This window comes from Lysinibacillus sp. RS10, from assembly GCF_041956855.1.
Taxonomy (GTDB): domain Bacteria; phylum Bacillota; class Bacilli; order Bacillales_A; family Planococcaceae; genus Lysinibacillus; species Lysinibacillus xylanilyticus_A.
Genome location: NZ_CP167122.1, coordinates 4,753,719 through 4,775,916, shown reverse-complemented (window position 1 = coordinate 4,775,916; position 22,198 = coordinate 4,753,719). Strand labels below are relative to the sequence as shown.

Here is a 22,198-nt window from a genome sequence, read left to right as displayed (position 1 = left end):
TGCAATGGGTTTTTTTTATGGGATATTATGTATAAAATTAAGAAATTCTTAAGGAACAGTTAATAAAAAAGTGAATTTCATTGAATATACTTTTATAGAAAGATGTAAAACGAAAGGAAAGTGGCACAATGAATAACATAATACAGACTAATAATTTAACAAAAATTTACAAGGGTAAAGAAGTTGTATCAAATGTGAACATGAATGTTAGAAAGGGTGAGATTTATGGTTTTCTAGGACCGAATGGTGCAGGAAAAACAACAGTCATGAGAATGATTACAAACTTAATAAAACCGACTAAAGGAGAAATAATGGTCTGTGGACAAAAGTTGACACCAACCTCTTATGAAATATGTAAGAGAATAGGAAATATTATCGAATATCCAGTATTTTATGAAAAAATGACTGCTCGCGAAAATTTAAAGCTTCATTGTGAATATATGGGATATTATAACAAAGAAGCTATTGATTCTGCCCTAGATATGGTCTATTTAAAGAATTTTGAAGGAAAACAAGTAAAGGATTTTTCTTTAGGGATGAGACAGCGACTTGGTATTGCGAGGGCAATCATAACGAAACCAGATCTTTTAATTCTTGATGAACCATTAAATGGCCTTGATCCAGTAGGAATTAAACAGCTTCGAACTCTGTTTAAGATTTTGAGAGACGATTATGGAATTACTTTAGTGATATCTAGTCATATTCTAGGGGAAATAGAGCAAATCGCTGATACAATTGGTATCATTAAGGATGGAAAGCTAATTAAGGAAGTATTAATGGGTAGTATTAAGTCAGAGAAAATGGAGTATATTGAGATAAAAACAGATGATATTAAGAGATCTTCATATGTAATTAATGAAATCATAAAAATTAACAACTTCAAGGTTATTGATGATCATACTATTCGTATTTATGAACTAGAAATATCTCAAGGAGAAATTTCTAAAGCACTTATTTTAAATGGAGTCCTTGTCAACGAAATTAACAAAAGAGAACATACATTAGAAGATTACTTTATGAAAATTATCAATGGAGGTGAAATAAGTGCTTAAACTAATTCAACTTGAAATAAAGAAATTCAGGCTGTTTGATTATTGGCCAGGTGTTTTGATAGCGAATGTTGGTTTTATCGCTTTTCTCAGTATGATATTTTTTATAGAAAAAAACGATGGGAATATCCCATTTGAAAATTTTGATATGGTAATGAGTATCGGTAATTCTATAATTCGGGCTACGTTTTTAATTTTTTCCTCGATTATAATGGTCAAGTTAGTAATAGATGAATATAAGAACAAGTCAATTGATATCATGTTTACCTACCCAATTAGCCGAAAAAAAATTATGTGGGCCAAGTTAATTATTATTGTATTCTTCACTTTTATAACGATTATGCTTTCTACACTGTTTATTGGAGCTTTAATTTATTTACTGGATACTATGTACAATATTATTCCTGGAGGTATTAGTGTTGAGGATATTTATAGAAATTTAATGGCGAGCTTTCTCGGTGCATTGGCCTCAGCCGGATTAAGCCTCATTCCTCTATTTTTTGGAATGCGTAAGAAGTCAGCCCCGGCTACAATTGTTTCATCAATTATTTTAGTAACATTATCAAATTCTACTGGTAATAACTTCACTTTGTTTTCATTTATTGCAATTCCTATATCGCTTGGGCTTATTGGAATCCTGATTGGATATCTAACAGTTAGAAATATTGAATACGTAGATATATAAAAATTGAATGAGTATGAAGGGAGAAATAGGGCATGAGAAAGATGCTAATAGGAGTAGTAATTTGTTTACTACTTGCAGTTGTGTATGTCGGAACATCCATTTATAAGTCTGTTTATGCAACTGTAAAAGTAGAGGAAGAAAAAATAATTGATGGTAATAAGATTGATTCCTTGAACATTAAAACATCTTCTGCAAATGTTCGAATCACATCGGATAAAACTGATCAAATAAAAGTTAAGTTGGATGGCAAGATTAAAAAAGATCTTAAAAAAGATTACAAGCTAAAAGTGGAAGAATTGAATGGTCAATTAGAAGTTCAGTATCTTTCAAATGAAAATTTAATTGGTATTAAATTAGGAAGTGAAAAGGATATAAATGTAAGTATTGTTTTACCTGAAAAAGTATATCGTAAGTTAAATGTGTCTACATCTTCTGGACTAATTGAGGTAGAAAACATAGTTGTAGATAATATGGAGTTAGCAACAACTTCGGGATCTCAAACACTTGTAGGTACCGAAACAAAAGGCGATGCTGTTTTTCAATCTACTAGTGGTGATATAAAATTGGATAGTAATATAATTACTTCATTTATAGTTAAAACAAAGAGTGGTAAGGTAGGGACCCAATTATTAGACTCTCAAAGTGGTCAAATTGAATCTTCTTCAGGGGATGTAACATTAAAAATGGGAAGTATGATTAAAGAATTAGATATAAACACAACAAGTGGTGATGTAATAGTGGATTTTGAAAAAAATCCAAATTCACTTAGTGTAATATTCAAGGGGGACTCGGGGGAATTAGATGTTAGTTTACCTGACATCATGTATAAGGACAAGGATAAAAACTCAGCTATCGGAGTAATCGGTGATGGGGAAAATTTATTGAATGTAAAAACTACTTCAGGCGATTTAATGGTCAAATAATTATTTTTCTGGAATTCATTTTCGAATTTTTATTTGAATGAGTAATATTTTCGAAAGGAGTTATCTATCATGAAAAGGGTAAGATACGCAACTGAATATAAAATCAAAATAGCTAAAGAAGCAATAGAATATGAAAATATCTCTTTAATTGCTAGGAAAAATAATTTAAGTCCGAATATGGCCAATAGATGGGTTCGTGAATATCGTGAAGGGAAATATATGAATGATGAAAAAAAAATAATGTTTTCTCAAACAGAACAATTAATCCTAGAGAATGATAGGTTAAAATTGTTACTAGGTGAAAAAAATTTAGAAATTGCTCTTTTAAAAGATCTCATAAACAAGTGAAATCCAAATGTTTATAAAAAAATAGTATTATCTAACTAAGCAGCTTTCTGAAAATGTTTACTTAAGGGATATCATAAAAAGAGGCTCTAGCTGGGAAGCAGTAGAGAAGAAGAGGTAGATATTTTAAACGTATTTTGGGAACAGCTAAACCTATGGAAGAAAGATTTCCCAAAGAGGTTCTGCAAACTTGGTTCACTTAAGCTGGAAGAGGATAACTACCAATTTTTGAAATGCTAAGCGCATTACGGGGAGTAAAGCGATGTAATCTGATTCTAATAAGGTACGTATTTATACAGAAACACTGACTGAAGGTGAGAAGGCTGTAGAAGGAATTTATTAAGTAGTGAAAATAGAGAGTTACTAGTTGCAACATAGTAACTCTCTTAAATGTGAGAAGCTAATTAAGTACTTTAAATTAAATGGATTATAGAGGAATGAAAGTTAACTCAATATAATTGAGGGCACGAGAAGAAAGTGTCCGACCATGAGTAAAAAAGTACTATGAAAAATTAATAGAAAGTGCGGTTGTCAGGCTTTTAAAAACCATGAGCTAGTACCACAGCTTTCTAAGCGCAGAACAAATCACTAGTTATAATGATGATTCGGATTAAAAGCTCATTTTATCCATATATATCCTCACCTAATAGTACACTATCAACTTTCTGTTTATAAATTCGCCATTCGGTAAGTAGCTCCAATAATCGAATACGCCCTAGTTCGGTAATACGATAATACCGCCTATTTCTTCCCTGAAATGAACAATCATACGTTGTTAATAAATCAGCCTTTTGCAAGCGGCGTAGTACAGGATAAAGCGTCGATTCTGATATATCCATAACAGATTGCACTTGTTGCGTCAACGAATAACCGTAAGCATCTTCTACTTCCACTATGGTAAGTACACAGGCGTCGAGTAAAGAAGAGCCAAGCTGAAACGTCATGTTATCTACCTCACATTCATATAAACACAAGGTTATATGTTAAATTTAGAACAAAATTAAAATGCTGTTGATGGGAACTAGTAATGACTATGACTATTAAGTTAAATACAGTTAAAGTGAAGTATTGGGCACCAATGCTTCACTTTGATAAAATTTCCTACATGTTATTAAAAACGTAAGAATATCCAAAATAGATCCACCTTTGAGCAATATTTAATACTTCCAATAAACTTTATCAGGCGTGTTGATTAAATAAAGATTTAATTGAGTGATAAAAGGGTTTTTTGTTGTCATTTCGCTAATATATTCCCACCTTTAACTGATTGTAGCGGAAGAATTGGGCTCGACGCTCGCCAGCAGGAAAGCGAGAGTATCACGTAGCGGAAATCAGCGTCTTTGAATTAACTTGAAGGATAAAAATGGCTAATCAACACACCTAAAACTTTATATTGATATGATAAAATTACAAATTCGAACTGTAGACACTTTAAATTTACTTAGAGAAAGAACTAATCGAATCTGAAAAAAATTATTTGAGAGTATACTAATAAAATTTATTATTATGTATTAGCTTACAAACAAGAATAATATTAATAATAAGTCTGAATAGATAGTTACAATAAAGAAGAATTATAGTTGAATAAATTCTAAAGGTTAAGATATTTCGTAATAACACTATAACTGCACTGTTATTATTTTAAATAAGCCGTTCTTCACAAGTTAAAATCCCTTTTTCTTCTACCGTTATTTAACTAATTTGAATTTACCATATTTCAATTTGTACTTTATCGCTCATTCATAAACGTCGTATTTTTTTCTTTAACGTTTTAAATAGGGAGGAGTACGTTGAGTGTGATTTAGGATTCATTGAGGCAGTAAGTGAACGTTTTGAAGAAATGGTGCGTGCAGTTGGCGAGATTACGGGTATATTGAGGGAAAAATGCTTCGACTGAGCAAATGTCTACTAATACTGAGGAAGTTTCAGTGTCGAAGGAGGAGATGGTGGCAACTACCAATGAAGCAAGGAAGTATGTATGTATGTATGTATGTATGTATGTATGTATGTATGTATGTATGTATGTATGTATGTATGTATGTGAGGTGACAGATGCTACAATAGAGCAGTTAAAAGCAGTAGAAACGATGAACGATCAATAGTTACAGTAAGTAATGTCGAAAGGTTTACACGGAGTAATGCAAAAGTTTAAGCTATAAACGAAGTGAGGAGTTATCTGAATAATTAGATAACTCCTATTTTGTCATTTGAAAGGTTAGTCAAGTACTTCATGCATAGCTTTAAATAATTGCTCGGTAGAGATAATATGCTCGCCACCGCCTTGTACCATCTGATCACTACCGCCACCTTTTCCATTAATGAGTGGCAGTGCCTTTGCAGCAATGTCCTTCATGCTTTTCTCAACTTTTGCACCACGAGCTGCGACAAACTGAAGCTTGTCTTCATTTTCTGAAACAAGTAATACGATAGCTTCTGTCTGCTCAGCGACAATAGTTCTTGCTAATTTTTGAAGCTCTTGCATAGTGCGCTGATTAAAGGCGGCAGTAATAATGCGCTCGTTACTTGAAACTAGCGCTGCTGCTTCATAATTTAGTAGCTCTTCTTTTGCCGCCAAAAGTGCTTTTTCTGTATTTTTCTGTGTTGTTAAGATTTTTGTAAGTGCTGTAGCGGATTCAGCTTCAGGTACGCTTAATTGTCTTGCCACGTCACCTAGTACTTTCTTTCGCATGGCAAGCTCTGCTAAAACTCGATGGCCACAAACAAAAGAAACACGAATATTGCCTTTCATTTTTTCCGTTCCAAGAATTTTTATCGCGCTGACTTGTCCTGTTGATGTTGGATGGGTACCGCCGCATCCGTTGTAATCAAAATCGGGAATGATCACTAGTCGGATGTCTCCTGTGACCGCTACCTCTTTACGTAGGTTATAGTTTTCAAGTTCCTTTTCTGTAATCCACTTCGTTTCAATTAGACGATTCTCTAAAATAATGTTATTGGCACGAGCTTCCGCGGCTACAAGCTGTTCTTCTGTAAGCGCGTCTACAGCAATATCAATTGTGACCTGCTCAGTGCCCAAGTGGAAGCTAACAGTTGGTGCATCGAAAAGCTCGACAAAAGACGCTGTTAAAATATGTTGACCTGCATGCTGCTGCATATGATCAAAGCGTCGTTGCCAATTTAATGTACCATGCACTTCTCCAGCTAAATTTGAAGCGTCGCCTTGAATATAATGACGAATTTCATCATTAATTTTCTCAACATCGATGACCTCGATATCATTTAAAGTACCCGTGTCATGAGGTTGTCCGCCTCCTGTTGGATAAAAAGCAGTGTTTGATAGCATCACGTAGTTACGGCCTTCTTCGTCAGTTCCTTTACTGACAACTGTTGCATCAAATTCTCGTAGCATAACATCTTGGTAATATAGTAGCTCTTTCAAGAAAAAAGCCTCCTTTATATGTAGAGTATCCTTAAGAGAAGCATGTCTCTAAATTAGTTCCATTTTATTGTGGCATAATTACTTATAGGTGTATATGAGTTTTCTAGTTGACCCATGCTGAATTTGATTTAATATATAAAAGAACAGGTTAACTTAAAAGGAGATAATACAATGGAAATTACACAATTCTCAGTGGAAGAAATTTTAGATCCAACAAACATTATTGAAGGTAAGCGTTATGAATTTATTTTAGATGTGGATATTGATGAGGAAGATGAGCTTTATCATGAAGCAGGAATTGAGATTCGAGTACTGATTGCTGAAAAAGGTGAAGAGTCGTTTATTTTAAATTACTTCATCATAGAAAAAGCTGAAGGTGAGTATTTAGATTTTGCATTAGAGGATGAGGAGCTAGAAGAAATTTTAGCCTTCTGCAAAGAAGAAATTACAAAAGCATAAGTGAATCGTGCAGGTAAAGAAAAATTTCTTTACCTGTTTTTTTATTAAGAATTATTTAAGCTTGCTGAAATATTAGTGTTGTGTTTAAAGGTTAAACTAAGTTATGGAATAAAATAGAGGATTTTAAACAAAGGGGTGCTTTATGTCAGTTTATACACATTCTATTATGGTAGCTTTTTTAATAACAATCATGCTATCCTTTGTGCTATTTGTACCTTGGCTGATTTATACGTATCGAAAATACGGCTACTTATCTTTTTCTAAAACAATTATTATGTTCTCATTTATTTTTTACTTTCTATCGGCACTGTGCCTAGTTTTGCTACCTTTCCCAGAAACAAGAGATACTTGCTCTCTACAATCTGCGGATACAGTTTATTATAATTTGCATCCTTTTCAATTTGTCACTGATATTTTAGAAGATAGTGGGATTGTTCTAACGAATCCATCTACATGGCTTTATATCGCGAAACAACCAGCTTTTTTTCAAGCCTTCTACAATTTCTTACTGCTCATGCCGTTTGGCGTATACTTGCGTTATTTTCTTAAAAAAAGAGAGTACTGGAAGCGTGCATTTCTATTTAGCTTTTTGCTAACATTGTTTTATGAGGTAACACAAGTTACAGGAATTTATGGCATCTTTAATTGTGCGTATCGAATTTTTGATGTGGATGATTTAATGCTTAACAGTGTTGGTGCACTACTAGGGTTCTTTTTAGCACCTGTTGTATGGGGGTTGTTTCCTTCTCATGCAGCGGTAGAGGCTAAAGCAGCAGAAATGGCCAAAAAAGATATCGTCAAGCCATTATCCATTTTGCTGGCACTAGCAATAGATCTATTTATTGCACATTGCATTTGGATGATCATAGGTGCTGTAATTGGTTATAGTAACACTTTAGAATTTTTAGTAAAAATTGCTTTGTACTTGTTGCTATTTGGCGTTGTCCCAAGCTTTACAAATGGTGCAACGTTAGGGATGAAATTTATGCGATTTACAATGGTCAGCGAAAACGGCAAAAGTATCATATATCAATCTTGGCGCCGTTGTGCGGCAATTCTCGTAGTAGTATGTATTTCTAAGATCATCGCAATTCTAGGCCATATTCAATTAGATATGGACTCACCATTCTATGTACTACAAATTGTCATTACCATGCTAGCCTTTATAGCGTCCCTTGCTCTAATGATGGTTATTGCTATTCATATAGTTCGTGTCATCATAAGTGGAGGGAGAAGACGTTTATTTATGGACCAGTATGCAGCCTTAATAGCAACGAGGAAAAAATAAGGGGGATTGTTGGATGAAATACGTAATCATCGGTGGAGATGCTGCCGGAATGTCAGCAGCAATGGAAATATATCGAAATGTACCAGGAGCAGAGATTACATCTGTAGAACGTGGATTTATTTATTCATATGGGCAGTGTGGTTTGCCCTATGTTGTAGATGGGCGTATTTCATCGACAAAGCGTCTTATCGCAAGAGACGTTGAAACATTTCGTGATAAGTATCGTATTGATGCCCGTGTTGGTCATGAGGTTAACGGAATTGATGTAGACAAGAAGCTTGTTCTTGGAACGCAGTCGTCTGGGGAAACATTTGAAATTCCCTACGATAAGCTACTTATTGCAACAGGTGCAGATCCTATTATGCCGGTGGAGAAGGGTTCAGATTTAACGGGTATACACACGGTGAAAACAATACCTCAGCTAGATGATTTACTAGCGGATTTAACGTCAGATATAGAAAATGTAACGATTATAGGTGCAGGTTATATTGGGCTTGAGATGGCCGAGACGATACATGCTTGCGGCAAAAAAGTAAGATTAATTCAACGAGGTAGCTATGTTGCAAGAATTCTAGATGAAGAACTTGCGCTACATGTTCATGAGGAAGCAAAAAAGAATGACATCGAGCTTGTGCTAAATACAAAAGTAGAGGCGTTTGAGGGAAATCAACGGGTTGAGCGTGTAATTACGGACAATGGCGAATTTGATACAGATTTAGTCATTATGGCTACAGGTATTAGACCGAATACACAGTTTTTAGAGGGAACAGGGATCGTGCTAGATAAAAATGGTGCCATTATTGTCAATCGACATTTAGAGACATCTGTCGAAAATATTTATGCTGCAGGAGATTGTGCTACCCATTTTAATATTGTGAAAGAGCGCTTAGATTATGTACCTCTTGGAACGACAGCTAATAAGCAAGGTCGTTTAGCGGGCCTTAATATGTCAGGTAAGTTTGCGCCGTTTCGTGGTATAGTGGGTACTTCAATCTTAAAGTTTTTCAATTTAACAATTGCCACGACAGGTATTAATGAGCATAATGCGAAAGAGTTAGGTTTTGAATATGAGGCATTTAAATTGTCTGCCCGTCATATTGCTGGTTATTATCCAGGTGCCCAACGGATATTTATTAAAATTGTTGTTCGTAAGCGAGATCAGCAGCTTTTAGGAGCACAAATTGTTGGACCGGCAGGAATTGATAAACGGATCGATGTGTTTGCAACAGCTTTATACAATAAAATGACGTTACCAGATTTACTAGATTTAGATTTAGCCTACGCGCCTCCATTCAATGGTGTTTGGGATCCTCTACAGCAGATTGCCAGAAAAAATGCGCGTTTATAACATAGGGGGAATAAGAAATGAGCATTTACGACATTCAAATTGCTTTAGAAGATGGTACTGAATATAGCTTAGAGCGTTATAAGGGCAGGGCAATGTTAATTGTTAATACGGCTTCAAAATGTGGTTTTACACCGCAATTTGAAGAGTTAGAAGGTTTATATAAAAAATATCAGGATGAGGGCCTTGTGATTCTTGGATTCCCATCAAATCAGTTTAAGCAGGAGGTAGCGACTGCTGAGGAAGCGTCGTCACAATGTCGCTTGACGTATGGTGTGACGTTCCCGATGCATGAAATTGTGAAGGTCAATGGCAAAGATGCACATCCTATTTTTGATTATCTGACATCTCATTCAAAAGGCTTTCTCGGCAACAGTGTAAAATGGAATTTCACAAAATTCCTTGTGAATCGTAACGGTGAGGTTGTTGGACGTTACGGATCAGCTGATAAGCCAAGTAGCTTTGAGGATGATATAAAAAAAGTATTAGCAGAATAAAGTTAGAGGATTCACGCACAATTTTGTGTGTGAATCTTTTTTAGCTCTTTGGAAGTTGGGTGTCGATAAAATTCAGAAGTTGGTTGATAAAACGTGAAAGTTAGTCGATAAAGATTAAAAGTTAATCGATAATTCATGAAAGTGCCCCGATAACTAAAAAGTTGAATGACATTTTGTTAAAACGCATGTCATGAGGATAGGTTGATCTTCGTTCTGACTGGGCGACATAATAAAGTAAAAGGATTCACCCACAATTTTGTGTGTGAATCCTTTTTTGCTTTTTGGCAGGTGGATGTCGATAAAATTTAAAAGTTAGGTGATAAAAGTAAAAAGTTGGTTGACATTTTGTTAGAACTTATGTCATGTAGATAGGTTGATTGGAGTGAAGACTGACGCCCCCAGGAAGCTTTGCTCTGTGCGAAAGCGAAGCAGTAGCAACAATGTTTTATCTGCGCGAAAGCGAAGCGTCAGCGGCAATGTTTTATCTGTGCGAAAGCGAAGCAGCAGCAACAATGTTTTATCTGCGCGAAAGCGAAGCGTCAGCGGCAATGTTTTATCTGCGCGAAAGCGAAGCGTCAGCGGCAATGTTTTATCTGCGCGAAAGCGAAGCGTCAGCGGCAAATGTTTAATCTGTAGCGAAAGCAAAGCGACAGCTACAAAGCGCCCAATCGGAACGGAAATCCACCCCACATTGTGCCTACGATTTAAGGTTGTTGTAAGCTTGCGTCAAATTTGCTGTAAGTTTGGGGTCGTATACTAAAGTCAGAAAGAAGAGGTGAGCGTTTATGACGCCATTATTAAAGGTACAAAATGTTGAAAAGACTTACGGCAAAGGCGCAAATACATTTACAGCGCTATCGAATATATCGTTTGAAGTAGAAAAAGGAGAGTTTGTTGGTGTAATGGGGCCTTCAGGGGCTGGGAAATCGACGCTACTAAATGTATTAGCCACGATTGATACGCCAACGACTGGTGAAATCGTTATTGGCGATGCAAACTTAGCACGCATGAAGGATGCAGAGTTAGCAGATTTTCGCCGTGATAATTTAGGGTTTATCTTCCAAGACTATAACTTACTTGATTCTTTAACAGTTCGTGAAAATATTGTTTTGCCGCTCGCGATTGCAAAAATGCCAACAAAGGTAATTAATGCAAGGGTGGAACGCATAGCCGCACTGTTTGGTATAAAAGAGTTACTCGATAAATATCCATATCAAATTTCAGGTGGGCAAAAGCAACGTACAGCTTCATCCCGTGCGTTAGTAACAGAGCCGAAATTAATTTTTGCGGATGAGCCGACTGGTGCTCTTGATTCAAAATCAGCAACAGACTTGCTTGAAAGTTTAAGTGATCTGAATCATTCTCAAGCTGCCACTATTATGATGGTTACGCATGATGCATTTGCAGCAAGCTTCTGTCAGCGCATACTATTCATTCAGGACGGACAGCTTTCTAAGGAAATTCATCGTGGTACTCAAACAAGAAAGCAGTTCTTCCAAGAGATTTTACAGGTGCTTGCTGGCATCGGAGGTGGAGTAAATGACGTTATTTAGTTTAGCGCGTAAAAATATTCAACGTAATTTGTCGAATTACTTTTTATATATCGCCTCGATGGTATTCAGTATCGTTATTTACTTTACATTTGTCACATTGAAATATAACGATGATCTTTCAGCCTTAAAACAATCGTCACAGCAAATTAAAGGTTTGATGAGTGCATCTTCTGTTGTGCTATTATTCTTTATCGTCATCTTTATGGCGTACTCCAACTCGTTTTTTATGAAGAAACGTAAAAAGGAAGTAGCTCTATACTCACTACTAGGTGTGCGTAAACAGAAAATCGGCTTAATGCTCTTTTTCGAGAACTTAGTAATAGGGCTTGTCTCTTTAGTATTTGGAATTATTCTAGGATTCTTTATGTCACAAGGTTTATTAATGATTTTAGTGCGTCTGATGGGCTATGAGGTTGTAGGTAGTTTAACATTTTCCTCGGAGGCACTAGTAAATACAACAGGGATTTTTACTTTACTATTTTTATTCACATCTTTACAGGGCTATCGTGTCATTTATCAATTTAAACTGATTGACCTGTTTCATGCTGAGAAGCAGGGGGAGCAAATTCCACGTGCATCGCTTTTAGTAGCTCTACTTGGGACGGCGCTAATTGCATTTGGATATTATACAGCGTCCTTAGATATTTTCACGAGTAAGATTTGGAGATTCTTCACAGTATTAGGTACTCCACTAATGGTGATAGGTGTGACAATTGCAGGGACATATCTGTTATTCCATAGTGTTAGCGTATTTGTGTTAATGACGTTGAAAAAAGCAACTTCTTGGTCGTGGAAAGGCTTGAATTTAATTGGTGTATCACAATTATTGTACCGTATTCGAGCAAATGCTAAATCGCTTTCGATCATCGCTATTTTAAGTGCGACAACGATCACAGCAGGTGGCGGCGTTTTCGGAATGTATTACAATGCGGAGGCCACTGTACGTCAAATGTTACCTAACACATTTATGTGGAAGGGCGATACGGTGAAATTTTCTCAAGAAGACGTCTTGTACAATGAATCGCTTGCCGTGAAAAATTTACGTGTCGATAATGAATTTTCATTTTTTGAATATACATTATTACAAGAATCCGATTATAATCGTTTAGCAAAATTACAGGGAAAAGATGAAGAACTGCACATTGCAGATGGTTCAACAGTTTTACTTGATGCAAGCTTCGATGAACGTTTTTCACATGATTTTACCGGCGAAGAGTTTAAATTGGAGAACGGGGAATCATTCCATGTTGCTAAAATGTATACAGAGAGTGTATTAAACTTTATGCCAGCTGGTACAGTACTCGTTGTTAATGATAAAGTGTTCGCTGCAACAAATGCAGAAGCTGTTAAAATGCAGGTAGTTGGTATGGATAATGACTTGAAGCAACAAGCCATTTCACAGGAGATTTACAATCAATTATCATCTGAACAGCAGGAAGGGTTTTCAAGTGTTCCGCAAAGTTATGAAGATAGTCTAGCTACTGTAGGATCGCTATTGTTTGTAGGAAGCTTTTTAGGATTAGTATTTTTAGCTGCGACAGGAAGTATTATTTACTTCAAAGTTTTAACAGAGGCAGAGGAAGATCAGTCTAAATATGCAATTTTAAATAAAATCGGTGTTAACAAAAAACAAATATTAAAAACAGTTGCAGGGCAGGTTGCAGTTATCTTTAGTGCACCACTCGTTGTTGGCATCGCACATAGTGCATTTGCGCTGCTAGCCTTTTCACAGCTATTTAGTATGGATATAACTAAACCAGTCGTACTGTGGATGATTGCTTATTCCGCAATTTACGGCATATATTATATCTTTACAGTTCGTTCATTCTATAAAATTGTTAGACAGGGGAATTAATATGAAAAAGGTTTTCTTAGGTATAGGAGCATTGTTCTTATTGTTTGTAGCAGGTCTTGTTGTCCTAATGACCGTGGATTTTAACCGTTTAAATAAAGAAGCATACTATGTTCATATCACTACTGATGGTGAAATAGAGGAATATAAGCTAGATAGTGGGGAAATTATGAAAATGTATTGGTACGAGATACCTGCTTATGACGAAAACGGTAAAGAGCAAACATTAAAGTTTTCAGCTCAGAAAAATTTACGCCATGATGCATACATGAAGCTTTATGTAAAAAAAGAAACGGAAGTTACATCATATGATGAAGTAAAATTCCATGAGCTACCTAAAAAAGTTCAGGAGCTAATGAAGAAATAAGAAAAAGGGGTAGTCCGCATAGGGGCTACTCCTTTTTTTCTACTGGTAATCGAATAATGACAGTTGTACCTTTTTGTTCTTCGGAGGTCATCGTTACAGTTCCTCCATGCGCTTCAATAATATCTCTAGCGATAGCAGTACCTAACCCAGTGCCAAGTGTTTGTTCAGTATTTGTACCTCGGTAATAGCGTTCAAAAATATGTTCAAGGTCTTCAGCAGAAATGCCGCTACCATTATCAGAAATCGTAATAGAATGATCATCAACATGAATATTGACTGCAACATCTGAAGGATTATGAAGCAATGCATTGTGTAAAAAATTCATCACGGCTCGTCGCATAAAGTGTTCGTCGATGTGATGCTTGATGACTTCTTCAGTTGCATTAAATTCAATATTGGCCTGCTCATATTGTGGTGTATTGAGTGTATCAATAACAATTTCGCGGATAAATTGCACCATATTTACCTCGGTTAAGCTGAGTGGAAGCTGTTGATGTCTTAATCGCATAGTTAAATTTAAATCATCCAATAAATCTTGCATATGCAATGATTGTTTTTCGATAATCTGAGCATATTCTGTTTGTTCATAAGGAGTCGATTTTCCATCATTCAGTAGCTCCGCATAACCACGGATCGAGGCAAGAGGCGTTTTCATATCGTGTGAGACATTACTGATCCATTCCTCGCGTAGTTCTTCTAGTCGCTTTCGTTCTTGTTCATGGGCAGCTAACTCCCTTGATACTTCATTTAAATTTTCAAAAACAGGCTTGTATACACCACCTGGCATTTTTATAGGCTTATGTTCATGATTCTTTAAGTGACGAATTCGTTCGATCATTGCATAAAGTGGCTTTGTTAATGTACGCCCGAAAAACCATCCTACCAATGCCGCTACCAATAGATCCGCTATGACAATAAGAAGCCCGAATTTACCAATAAATTGTAGTACAGATGAGCCGGAAAAATGCATGACGTATCGAGTAACACCACTGCCCTTAATGCCGATCAGATAACTAATACCTTCTTTACTGCCCATATACACGGTTGTATCGGCATCGAATTCTTTATATTTATAAACTTGAATCAGGTCAATCGGTGCATAGTGTGAAGGAGCTTTTTCGGGTGCGAAATGGGCATCAACGACTTGTCCGTTATGATCAAGCAATTGAATCCAAGCATTCCGCTGATGCAATTGTTGAAGCCCTTCTTTACTTACGGAAGGTGTTTCGTTATTTATATCGATATATTGCTGAAAATCACGAACGTATTTTTCCTCTGAATACTGAGAAACATTATAATTACTGAACTGTTGGAAAATAAAAAACCCAATTAAAATTGCTGTATTCACAAAAATAACAATGATGACAATGGAAAGCACAGACAGTAGAAAGCGGGCAGTTAGTTTCCATTTCATCCCTGTTCCTCTTTGGGGATGACAAATTTATAGCCCAGCCCTTTTATAGTTGTAATATACACAGGTTTTGAAGCATCTTTTTCAATCTTTTCGCGCAGTCGTCGAATATGCACCATAACGGTATTGTCTGAGCCGAAAAAGTCCTCTCCCCAAACACGCTCGAACAACGTCTCTTTACTTAATATTCGATTTGGATTGTGCATAAAGCAAGCCATCAAGCCAATCTCCTTCGCTGTTAGCTCCAATAAAACGCCGTCCTTATGTACCTCCGTTTCATCTCCATTTAACAGGAATGGTCCAACTTGTATGGTCTTCACGGGGGTAACTGGTGCAGTCTCCTGCATTTGATAGCCGGCTCTACGAAGCTGAGCCTTTACTCGATAGGCGACTTCCTTAGGACTAAAAGGTTTCGTAATATAATCGTCTCCACCAATAGCAAGTCCTAAAAGTTTATCAATTTCCTCATTTTTCGCTGACATGAAAAGGACTGGTACATGCGACACTTCTCGAATACGTCGGCATAAATCGTAGCCCTCACCATCTGGAAGCATCACATCGAGAAGTACAATATCGGGTTGTGTCTGTTGAAAACTCGTCCAAGCTTCTTGAATAGAGCCAGCCGTATGAATTTGCTGATAGCCCTCTTTTTGTAGACTGACTTTTAGCAGATTAGCTAAATCAGCCTCATCATCCACGACTAAAATAGTTGGTTCTTGCATGATTAAACACGTCCTTCCTCTTTTAATGTAATCACTAATAGTTTTTTAACAATAACGCATTGCTATTACTTTTGAAAGTAGCTTGAAGGACTTTTTCTTATTATAAATGAAACCTACTTGAAAGACGAAATGATGTCATTGTTGCTGTGGGGATACCATTTTTTGAGATGTTTATGAAAGATGAACGAAAGGGTTTTTGTGCAATCAAAAAGCACAGAGACCCTTTATTGTTGTAAATCGTCATAAGAATTTTTATGAATAGACTATTGGATCTTTTTTTAACCATTGTAGTCTTAGTATTTTTAGGGATACCAAGGTCTTTTTGAAACTTTTTACAGATGAAAAGCGTAATAATAGTATCAACCATTTAGGAGGAAAATGATGTTTAAAAAAATAGCAGCAGACGCGCTTGGACTTTCAGATATTGGGGTAGTTGTTACTCGTGAGGACTATGATAAGACGGATGCAGATGATTTTATCCTGCATGAAATTGATGAGAAAATATATTTTTTAATTAAGACGAAATCAGATGAGTATTGCTTTACAAATCGTGCAATTATTCATGTAGACGGTGAAAGCGCGATGAGCAAAAAGCGTTTACTGCGTCGTTACGACTACGCAATGCACCATATTAGTGAAGTTTTCCTCGAAACAGCAGGAACTATTGATCTTGATGTCGAAATTAAATTTACAATCGACAATACGCCATTATCAATTGACATTCATAAACGTTTTATTGATGACATTAAAGATTTATATAAAGCGTTGCATGCCATTAGCTATGAGCAAAAGCAAAATGCATACAAGTTAGAGGTGGCAGAAAAGAGTTTATCCATTGCTTCTTCATCAATTGGTCGTATCGGTAATGACAATGTCACACCATCCGCATCATTCGAGGAGATTACACGATTTGCGAATAATTGGATGATTGACCATAAGGACAAATACAAAAAAGAAGATTTCTCACACGTTTTTGATTTATACATGAATAACTAAGGAAATGTAGGGCTACTAAAAAGAAAACTAGTATGCTTGAAGATATTCTTCCATGCACAATATATGGACAGAACAAATAGGCTGTACACAATCAAATGTAAATAGCGATGATTGTGTACAGTTTAAATATATTGGTATGGTCTAATACACGACGTACTTATATATTCAGTCGTTAGTTAAAAGCAGCTATCCGAAAAAGTTCTATTGTCCAAAATAGATATTTACTACCTCGATTTTAGTATTATTAGCAATTTACAATGAAGGAAGCAGAACCTTTTGGAAAAATGGGATTTTCTTTTTAGAAAAATAAATTTTAAAAGTAATTTTTATTCATGTCGTACTTTCAATCATAACAATTGCGGTGGTCTTTCTGTGAACTTTAGAACCACTTCTATCAAATAGAGACTTCATCAATAACATTCATTTGATATTACATCTTGAAATATTTAAAATACGTTTAAATCACTCAAGGGCAATAATAAAATGTCAACACGACCGACAATATTTTCTTCTAGAATAAATCCTATTGTTTGATCACGGCTATCTGTACTATAGCGGCGGTTATCTCCCATTACAAAATAATACCCTTCTGGTATGACTATTTCGCCTGAAATATCTTCTAAAGTAAAATCCAAAGTTAATTGTACAAAATTATACACATTTTCTTTATAAGCTGCTAAATGTGGTTCATCTATCTTGTCCCCATTAATAAAAAGAGTGTCATTTTTAAATGCAATATGTTCACCGGGCAATGCGATGATTCTTTTCACATAGCCATTATCGTTTAATTTAAAAGTTACAACATCGAAACGTTCATATTGTTTTATATGTTTCTTTACTAGTAAAATACTCCATTCACCTAGTGTCGGTTTCATTGACTCACCCATTGATAGAATTGGTTTATAGAAATATAGCGAGATGACGCATACAAGATAAATACAAATGATAGAACTAATTATATAGTATTTGAAAGTTCTACTATACTTCATTAATATCAATTCCTCCTTATCAATGGTGCACACATATTTGAGTTACTGAATAATTTTTTTGGCTCATTTGTTTAATAGATTATCGTCTAAACTCATTTAAAGATTTGTCATGGCTCCTAAAAATTTTAATAAATGAAAATTTTCAGAATATAATATATTCATATTATACAATTAATTTAGAAATTATTAAATTTATAGGAGGTATTTTATGAAAAATCAAATTTCTCTAATTGTCCATTGGACCCATATGATTTTAGGATTCTTATCTGGGGTATTGGTATTTTTAGGTATAAAGTGGTTAGGGGTACCAACTTTTGATAAATTACTTTATAGAGTTCTTGGTCCACCTAATACATTCAATATTGTTTTAGCTCTCTTGTTAACCACTACACTCATTTTCATAGTACTAAAACTACCGACATATAATAAGAAATGAAGATAATTGTGGTCAAAATAAAGTGCAGACTTTTACAATACATTTGTACGAGTCTGCGCTTTTTTATGTATAGATAGCTTTAAAATAGTAGAAATACACTAATAAAGAAGTGATTTCTATACAATTTTGATTTATCAATGCATATGTGTAGTGGCATTTTCCTCGAAATGGAAGGGAATATCGATCTTAATGTCGAAATTTAACTTTATATAGGAGAATTTTTTAGACACTTTAAGTTTTTAACAAAAATCTATATACATATAATCAGAACTAGGAGCGTGACGGAAAATGATAAACGAATTGCATGTGCTTGAAAAAGAAGAAAAGGATAGTGACGACCTTGTACAGCCGCCGCAAGCCGCCGAAACATTATTCGTAAATGAGTTCATAGATGGTATTTTAGATCCACAACAGAAAATGCTTGGTCCTGTAAAAGATGGTGGGACAATTATTGCTAATACAACGCCAGGATGTTGGGGTCCGATGCTAACACCAAAGATTCGTGGTGGGCATGAAGTGACAAAGCCTGTATTTGTAGAAGGGGCAGAGGTAGGGGATGCCATTGTCATCAAAATTAAATCCATACAGGTGACATCATTAGCAACAGCATCTGGACACGATGAGGCAATTCCGGATCGATCTATTGGGGATCCATTCGTATCAGTAAAATGCCCAGGCTGTGGTAAGCTGCATCCAAGTACAGTTGTCAAAGGGATAGGTCGGCAGTCCATTCGCTGTTCGACATGTGATACAGAAACATCACCTTTTAACATGACAAATGGTTATACAATGGCATTAGATCATAAAGGTAATATTGGTGTGACTGTTGGACGAGAAGGGGCTCGCCGTATTGCTCTTGATGCGAAAAATTATATGCGCACACCTGAAAATTCTGTGCAAAATCCTGTAGTAGCATTAGCACCAAGTGATTTGATAGGTGTTATGGCAAGAATGCGTCCGTTTTTAGGGCAGCTTGGAACGACACCTTCAAAGGCGATGCCAGACTCTCATAACGCTGGTGATTTCGGTGCGTTTTTAATCGGAGCACCACATGAATATGCATTTACGCAGACGGAATTAGATACACATCGCACAGATGGGCATATGGATATAAGCCGTGTTCGAGAGGGTGCGACAATTATTTGTCCCGTAAAGGTTCCAGGCGGTGGTGTGTATATCGGTGATATGCACGCAATGCAAGGGGACGGCGAAATTGCAGGACATACAACGGATGTTGCTGGCATTGTTCAACTACAGGTAAGTGTATTGAAAAAAGTAGATTTGGCTGGTCCTATTTTGTTGCCCAATACAGAAGATTTACCATATACAGCGAAACCTTTTACAAAGGAAGAAAAACGTCGTGCACGTGAGCTTGCAGAGGAATTTGGTGTTAAACACGTGGAGGAGGCATTCCCTGTATCGGTGGTTGGCTCTGGAACGTCATTAAATGAGGCAACAACTAATGCTATAAGTCGTGCTGCAAGGCTCTTTGAGATGAGTGAGCCAGAGGTTATGAATCGAGCGACAATTACAGGCTCGATTGAAATTGGTCGTCATCCAGGAGTTGTCACAGCAACCTTCCAAGTACCTAAAACAGTACTGAAAAAAGCACGAATTTATAAGCCAGTGAAAAAACAATATGATTAAATGCATAAAGAGAGACCCGAAAAGGAAGCAAACTAGAAGTATTTTATAGTTTGCTTTTTTTTGTGTTGTAGGGAGGAAATCTGCCGCTGCGCTTTCGGTGCAGAAAAACATTTTTGCATCTGCCGCTGCGCTTTCGGTGCAGAAAAACATTTTTGCATCTGTCGCTACGATTTCGATGCAGAAAAAATACGTCAAAAACTTTGACGTATTTTTTTGTAACTATTTAGATGGTCGTTCGTCTACTGTTGTGAGAATGCTTTTTTTCTCGATTATATTGGTGAATAGTGCATAGTTTTTATTAGTTGTGCGTTTTATGGCGCTAGCTTTGACTAGCGTAGGCAATGAGCTAATTGTGACAATACAAATGGGCTACCAACTTATGAGTGATTGTCCAATGCTCATTTGCCGTTCTTTTTTTGGATATTTCATAACAGCAAGCTTAATCTTTTAACCCATCTAGAAGGTATTTGTACCTTTATAGATGGCTTTTTTTATGCGGTTGTAGCTAGAATTGACGATTTTGCACGAAAATTTTTGTAGTATCTTCTTGATGCATATTACGATTTATTTAGCATATGTTGGATAAGATTTGTTATATTGAAGAAAGAGTTAGAACATCTAGGTACGTATTTTACATGATAGGGGAAGATCTTTGTTGGTAGAATTTGATAGGGGGCTCCAGTTACATGCTGTTGGATTGTGATGAGCAGTTATTCATGACATTTAAACATAGTGGTGAAAAGGGTGCTGAAAAGTTACTTTCGAAATGGTTGGAGGCAGAGACGGACTCTCAGGTAGACCCGAAAATACTAGGTACTGCACTTTCACCAAATTTATTTTTAGTGAATGAAGAAACGGCGATGAATATTGCGTTTTCAACTGCACGAAAATATTGGGGGCGTGTAACGGCAGATATGCAAACGTTTTTTAACAAGCATGGTTTGGATACTAAATTTGTAAACGACCGTCTCGATGCTTTTTTTTATACGCAAAAAGGCAAGGAAACTTTTTTTGAGCAGCTTTTTGCACAGCATACAATGGACTTAGAACGATTGATCTGGCTAATTTTTGGGAAGCGAATGCAAATTACAATGCCAGTTAACGAGCTACAAACTATATTTTTATATAAATTTGAAAATGTATATTTGGTGCATATGATTTATAAAGAAGATGCACAATTTTGGCATTGGCTTTTCATAAAAAAGGTTTATTCACTGTTTATCCACAAACCCTTAGAACAATTCACATTTATCCATGAAATGATGGGTCATATTGAACGATCCACACGAAAAACTTATGCACATGTGAATAACTTTGTGAATAATTACAAAGAAACTCTGGATAAGTGTATAACTTATGTGGATAACCGTAATTCTACTTGTTTAGCAAAAAAACAGCTACATCTTTACCAGATTGTCACGCACTATCGTTTATCAGAAGGGGATTATCGATGTGTTAAAGCATTAATTACTTCCTTTGAAGCGGATTGGCGTTATTCGATGTATGCATTAACGGAGAAAGAAAAGGTTCTGATTGCATATCTTCTTTTTCATATAGCGCATCAGGAGCAGAATGATGAAAGTGTTATTCAATACGGTGAGTATTTGTTAGCGGATGAACGGCTTAATAATTACGCGATAGAGATTTTGTTGGAATATAAGGAGTTATTGCCTAATCGTAAGCCAACACCACCGGCCATTATTAAAAATTATGACCTGAATTTTTTAGAAAATTTATATGCTGTATTGCTTGATCATTATGTAAGAATGGAGCGTTATCAAGAAGGGCTCCTGCTTTTAAAAGAACATGTACTAGCATCCAATAAAAAAATACATGCCACTTTAGTCCAGAAAAACTATAGTAATGAGCAATTTATCGCGATTGAGGCGTCAGTTCAGCAAGATATTGCTCTCCATGTTAATAATTCATTACAGCATATAGGTTTGTCAGTGGAAGAATGGCGCCAACGTTACCATCATCCAGATACGTCTTATTATTTGGTAGCACAGAGCGCATCCTTGCATATGCTAAATATTTTAAAAGTTTTATTTGTGACGGAGCAGTATGAGGTTTTTGAAAAATTAATGGAGATTTATAAAAAATATCTACTCATTGACGATCATTTCGAAAAGCTACGAGCGTTTGTAAGTGCGTATGTTTAACTTCAGTTGCTGTCGCTACGTTAGCACTGCGCTTTCGCACAAAAAACATCATGTCGCTGTCGCTACGTTAAA

At 36.0% G+C, this 22,198-nt stretch carries 22 protein-coding genes; 17 read left to right on the top strand and 5 right to left on the bottom strand.

Annotation, left to right across the window (positions count from 1 at the left end; genetic code table 11):
- Nucleotides 1-128 precede the first annotated feature (128 nt).
- From ACB089_RS23835 to ACB089_RS23820, 4 genes are all read left to right on the top strand, one after another.
- Entirely contained in the window at nt 129-1,052 is a 924-nt protein-coding gene (locus ACB089_RS23835) for an ABC transporter ATP-binding protein (protein ID WP_374964206.1), read from the top strand.
- The gene (locus ACB089_RS23830; protein ID WP_374964205.1) at nt 1,045-1,734 is read left to right on the top strand and encodes an ABC transporter permease; all 690 of its coding nucleotides are present in this window, start codon (nt 1,045-1,047) and stop codon (nt 1,732-1,734) included. Before ACB089_RS23835 ends, ACB089_RS23830 begins: the two co-directional genes overlap by 8 nt.
- A 32-nt stretch (nt 1,735-1,766) precedes the next feature.
- Nucleotides 1,767-2,657 (top strand): DUF4097 family beta strand repeat-containing protein, encoded by an 891-nt coding sequence (locus ACB089_RS23825; RefSeq protein WP_374964204.1) that lies wholly within the window; start codon nt 1,767-1,769, stop codon nt 2,655-2,657.
- Between the two features lie 69 nt (nt 2,658-2,726).
- Nucleotides 2,727-3,005, top strand: a complete 279-nt coding sequence (locus ACB089_RS23820) for a transposase (RefSeq protein WP_374964203.1) — start codon at nt 2,727-2,729, stop codon at nt 3,003-3,005.
- Nucleotides 3,006-3,625: 620 nt separating this feature from the next.
- Here ACB089_RS23820 and ACB089_RS23815 read toward each other — a convergent pair.
- Nucleotides 3,626-3,946, bottom strand: coding sequence for a PadR family transcriptional regulator (locus tag ACB089_RS23815; RefSeq protein WP_374964202.1), 321 nt, complete (start codon nt 3,944-3,946; stop codon nt 3,626-3,628).
- A 1,002-nt stretch (nt 3,947-4,948) separates the two neighbouring features.
- On the opposite strand from ACB089_RS23815, the gene ACB089_RS23810 reads away from it, so the two are divergent.
- On the top strand, nt 4,949-5,104 hold the full coding sequence (locus ACB089_RS23810; RefSeq protein WP_374964201.1) for a hypothetical protein: 156 nt from the start codon (nt 4,949-4,951) through the stop codon (nt 5,102-5,104).
- 113 nt (nt 5,105-5,217) lie between these two features.
- On the opposite strand, the gene ACB089_RS23805 is transcribed toward ACB089_RS23810, so the two are convergent.
- Nucleotides 5,218-6,402, bottom strand: coding sequence for a DHHA1 domain-containing protein (locus ACB089_RS23805; protein ID WP_374964200.1), 1,185 nt, complete (start codon nt 6,400-6,402; stop codon nt 5,218-5,220).
- A 171-nt stretch (nt 6,403-6,573) separates the two neighbouring features.
- Between ACB089_RS23805 and ACB089_RS23800 the strand changes: the two genes are divergently transcribed.
- The 8 genes from ACB089_RS23800 to ACB089_RS23765 all read left to right on the top strand — a co-directional run bounded on the left by ACB089_RS23800 (nt 6,574) and on the right by ACB089_RS23765 (nt 13,763).
- Nucleotides 6,574-6,861, top strand: coding sequence for a DUF6509 family protein (locus ACB089_RS23800; RefSeq protein ID WP_374964199.1), 288 nt, complete (start codon nt 6,574-6,576; stop codon nt 6,859-6,861).
- Nucleotides 6,862-7,003: 142 nt separating this feature from the next.
- Nucleotides 7,004-8,149, top strand: coding sequence for a VanZ family protein (locus ACB089_RS23795; protein WP_374964198.1), 1,146 nt, complete (start codon nt 7,004-7,006; stop codon nt 8,147-8,149).
- A gap of 13 nt (nt 8,150-8,162) precedes the next feature.
- Nucleotides 8,163-9,497, top strand: coding sequence for an FAD-dependent oxidoreductase (locus ACB089_RS23790; protein ID WP_374964197.1), 1,335 nt, complete (start codon nt 8,163-8,165; stop codon nt 9,495-9,497).
- 17 nt (nt 9,498-9,514) lie between these two features.
- A complete protein-coding gene (locus ACB089_RS23785) occupies nt 9,515-9,991 on the top strand; it encodes a glutathione peroxidase (protein ID WP_374964196.1) in 477 nt (158 codons plus the stop codon).
- Between the two features lie 440 nt (nt 9,992-10,431).
- Entirely contained in the window at nt 10,432-10,620 is a 189-nt protein-coding gene (locus tag ACB089_RS23780) for a hypothetical protein (protein ID WP_374964195.1), read from the top strand.
- 156 nt (nt 10,621-10,776) lie between these two features.
- The gene (locus ACB089_RS23775; protein WP_374964194.1) at nt 10,777-11,544 is read left to right on the top strand and encodes an ABC transporter ATP-binding protein; all 768 of its coding nucleotides are present in this window, start codon (nt 10,777-10,779) and stop codon (nt 11,542-11,544) included.
- Nucleotides 11,531-13,399: an FtsX-like permease family protein gene (locus ACB089_RS23770; RefSeq protein ID WP_374964193.1), complete on the top strand. Its 1,869-nt coding sequence runs from the start codon at nt 11,531-11,533 to the stop codon at nt 13,397-13,399. The genes ACB089_RS23775 and ACB089_RS23770 overlap by 14 nt, the downstream gene beginning before the upstream one ends.
- Nucleotide 13,400: 1 nt before the next feature.
- Nucleotides 13,401-13,763, top strand: coding sequence for a YxeA family protein (locus tag ACB089_RS23765; RefSeq protein WP_374964192.1), 363 nt, complete (start codon nt 13,401-13,403; stop codon nt 13,761-13,763).
- 25 nt (nt 13,764-13,788) lie between these two features.
- On the opposite strand, the gene ACB089_RS23760 is transcribed toward ACB089_RS23765, so the two are convergent.
- Both ACB089_RS23760 and ACB089_RS23755 read right to left on the bottom strand, forming a co-directional pair.
- Nucleotides 13,789-15,177, bottom strand: coding sequence for a sensor histidine kinase (locus ACB089_RS23760; RefSeq protein WP_374964191.1), 1,389 nt, complete (start codon nt 15,175-15,177; stop codon nt 13,789-13,791).
- Nucleotides 15,174-15,896, bottom strand: a complete 723-nt coding sequence (locus ACB089_RS23755; RefSeq protein WP_368638026.1) for a response regulator transcription factor — start codon at nt 15,894-15,896, stop codon at nt 15,174-15,176. The genes ACB089_RS23760 and ACB089_RS23755 overlap by 4 nt, the downstream gene beginning before the upstream one ends.
- Nucleotides 15,897-16,277: 381 nt before the next feature.
- On the opposite strand from ACB089_RS23755, the gene ACB089_RS23750 reads away from it, so the two are divergent.
- On the top strand, nt 16,278-16,892 hold the full coding sequence (locus ACB089_RS23750; RefSeq protein WP_374964190.1) for a PH domain-containing protein: 615 nt from the start codon (nt 16,278-16,280) through the stop codon (nt 16,890-16,892).
- A gap of 446 nt (nt 16,893-17,338) precedes the next feature.
- Here ACB089_RS23750 and lepB read toward each other — a convergent pair whose 3' ends face one another.
- Nucleotides 17,339-17,881 carry a signal peptidase I gene (lepB, locus tag ACB089_RS23745; RefSeq protein ID WP_374964189.1) on the bottom strand — a complete coding sequence of 181 codons (543 nt, stop codon included), beginning with the start codon at nt 17,879-17,881 and terminating at the stop codon, nt 17,339-17,341.
- Nucleotides 17,882-18,089: 208 nt separating this feature from the next.
- On the opposite strand from lepB, the gene ACB089_RS23740 reads away from it, so the two are divergent.
- From ACB089_RS23740 to ACB089_RS23730, 3 genes are all read left to right on the top strand, one after another.
- The gene (locus tag ACB089_RS23740; RefSeq protein WP_374964188.1) at nt 18,090-18,317 is read left to right on the top strand and encodes a hypothetical protein; all 228 of its coding nucleotides are present in this window, start codon (nt 18,090-18,092) and stop codon (nt 18,315-18,317) included.
- A 288-nt stretch (nt 18,318-18,605) separates the two neighbouring features.
- Nucleotides 18,606-19,964, top strand: coding sequence for an acetamidase/formamidase family protein (locus ACB089_RS23735; protein WP_374964187.1), 1,359 nt, complete (start codon nt 18,606-18,608; stop codon nt 19,962-19,964).
- A 686-nt stretch (nt 19,965-20,650) separates the two neighbouring features.
- A complete protein-coding gene (locus ACB089_RS23730) occupies nt 20,651-22,126 on the top strand; it encodes a hypothetical protein (RefSeq protein ID WP_374964186.1) in 1,476 nt (491 codons plus the stop codon).
- Nucleotides 22,127-22,198: the final 72 nt, after the last annotated feature.

Excerpts from the sequence above, each read along its gene's own strand:
- ACB089_RS23835 (WP_374964206.1), top strand. The coding sequence starts at position 129 with ATGAATAACATAATACAGACTAATAATTTAACAAAAATTTACAAGGGT.
- ACB089_RS23825 (WP_374964204.1), top strand. The coding sequence starts at position 1,767 with ATGAGAAAGATGCTAATAGGAGTAGTAATTTGTTTACTACTTGCAGTT.
- ACB089_RS23820 (WP_374964203.1), top strand. The coding sequence starts at position 2,727 with ATGAAAAGGGTAAGATACGCAACTGAATATAAAATCAAAATAGCTAAA.
- ACB089_RS23815 (WP_374964202.1), bottom strand. The coding sequence starts at position 3,946 with ATGACGTTTCAGCTTGGCTCTTCTTTACTCGACGCCTGTGTACTTACC.
- ACB089_RS23800 (WP_374964199.1), top strand. The coding sequence starts at position 6,574 with ATGGAAATTACACAATTCTCAGTGGAAGAAATTTTAGATCCAACAAAC.
- ACB089_RS23795 (WP_374964198.1), top strand. The coding sequence starts at position 7,004 with ATGTCAGTTTATACACATTCTATTATGGTAGCTTTTTTAATAACAATC.
- ACB089_RS23790 (WP_374964197.1), top strand. The coding sequence starts at position 8,163 with ATGAAATACGTAATCATCGGTGGAGATGCTGCCGGAATGTCAGCAGCA.
- ACB089_RS23785 (WP_374964196.1), top strand. The coding sequence starts at position 9,515 with ATGAGCATTTACGACATTCAAATTGCTTTAGAAGATGGTACTGAATAT.
- ACB089_RS23780 (WP_374964195.1), top strand. The coding sequence starts at position 10,432 with ATGTTTTATCTGCGCGAAAGCGAAGCGTCAGCGGCAATGTTTTATCTG.
- ACB089_RS23775 (WP_374964194.1), top strand. The coding sequence starts at position 10,777 with ATGACGCCATTATTAAAGGTACAAAATGTTGAAAAGACTTACGGCAAA.
- ACB089_RS23770 (WP_374964193.1), top strand. The coding sequence starts at position 11,531 with ATGACGTTATTTAGTTTAGCGCGTAAAAATATTCAACGTAATTTGTCG.
- ACB089_RS23765 (WP_374964192.1), top strand. The coding sequence starts at position 13,401 with ATGAAAAAGGTTTTCTTAGGTATAGGAGCATTGTTCTTATTGTTTGTA.
- ACB089_RS23760 (WP_374964191.1), bottom strand. The coding sequence starts at position 15,177 with ATGAAATGGAAACTAACTGCCCGCTTTCTACTGTCTGTGCTTTCCATT.
- ACB089_RS23755 (WP_368638026.1), bottom strand. The coding sequence starts at position 15,896 with ATGCAAGAACCAACTATTTTAGTCGTGGATGATGAGGCTGATTTAGCT.
- ACB089_RS23750 (WP_374964190.1), top strand. The coding sequence starts at position 16,278 with ATGTTTAAAAAAATAGCAGCAGACGCGCTTGGACTTTCAGATATTGGG.
- lepB (WP_374964189.1), bottom strand. The coding sequence starts at position 17,881 with ATGAAGTATAGTAGAACTTTCAAATACTATATAATTAGTTCTATCATT.
- ACB089_RS23740 (WP_374964188.1), top strand. The coding sequence starts at position 18,090 with ATGAAAAATCAAATTTCTCTAATTGTCCATTGGACCCATATGATTTTA.
- ACB089_RS23735 (WP_374964187.1), top strand. The coding sequence starts at position 18,606 with ATGATAAACGAATTGCATGTGCTTGAAAAAGAAGAAAAGGATAGTGAC.
- ACB089_RS23730 (WP_374964186.1), top strand. The coding sequence starts at position 20,651 with ATGCTGTTGGATTGTGATGAGCAGTTATTCATGACATTTAAACATAGT.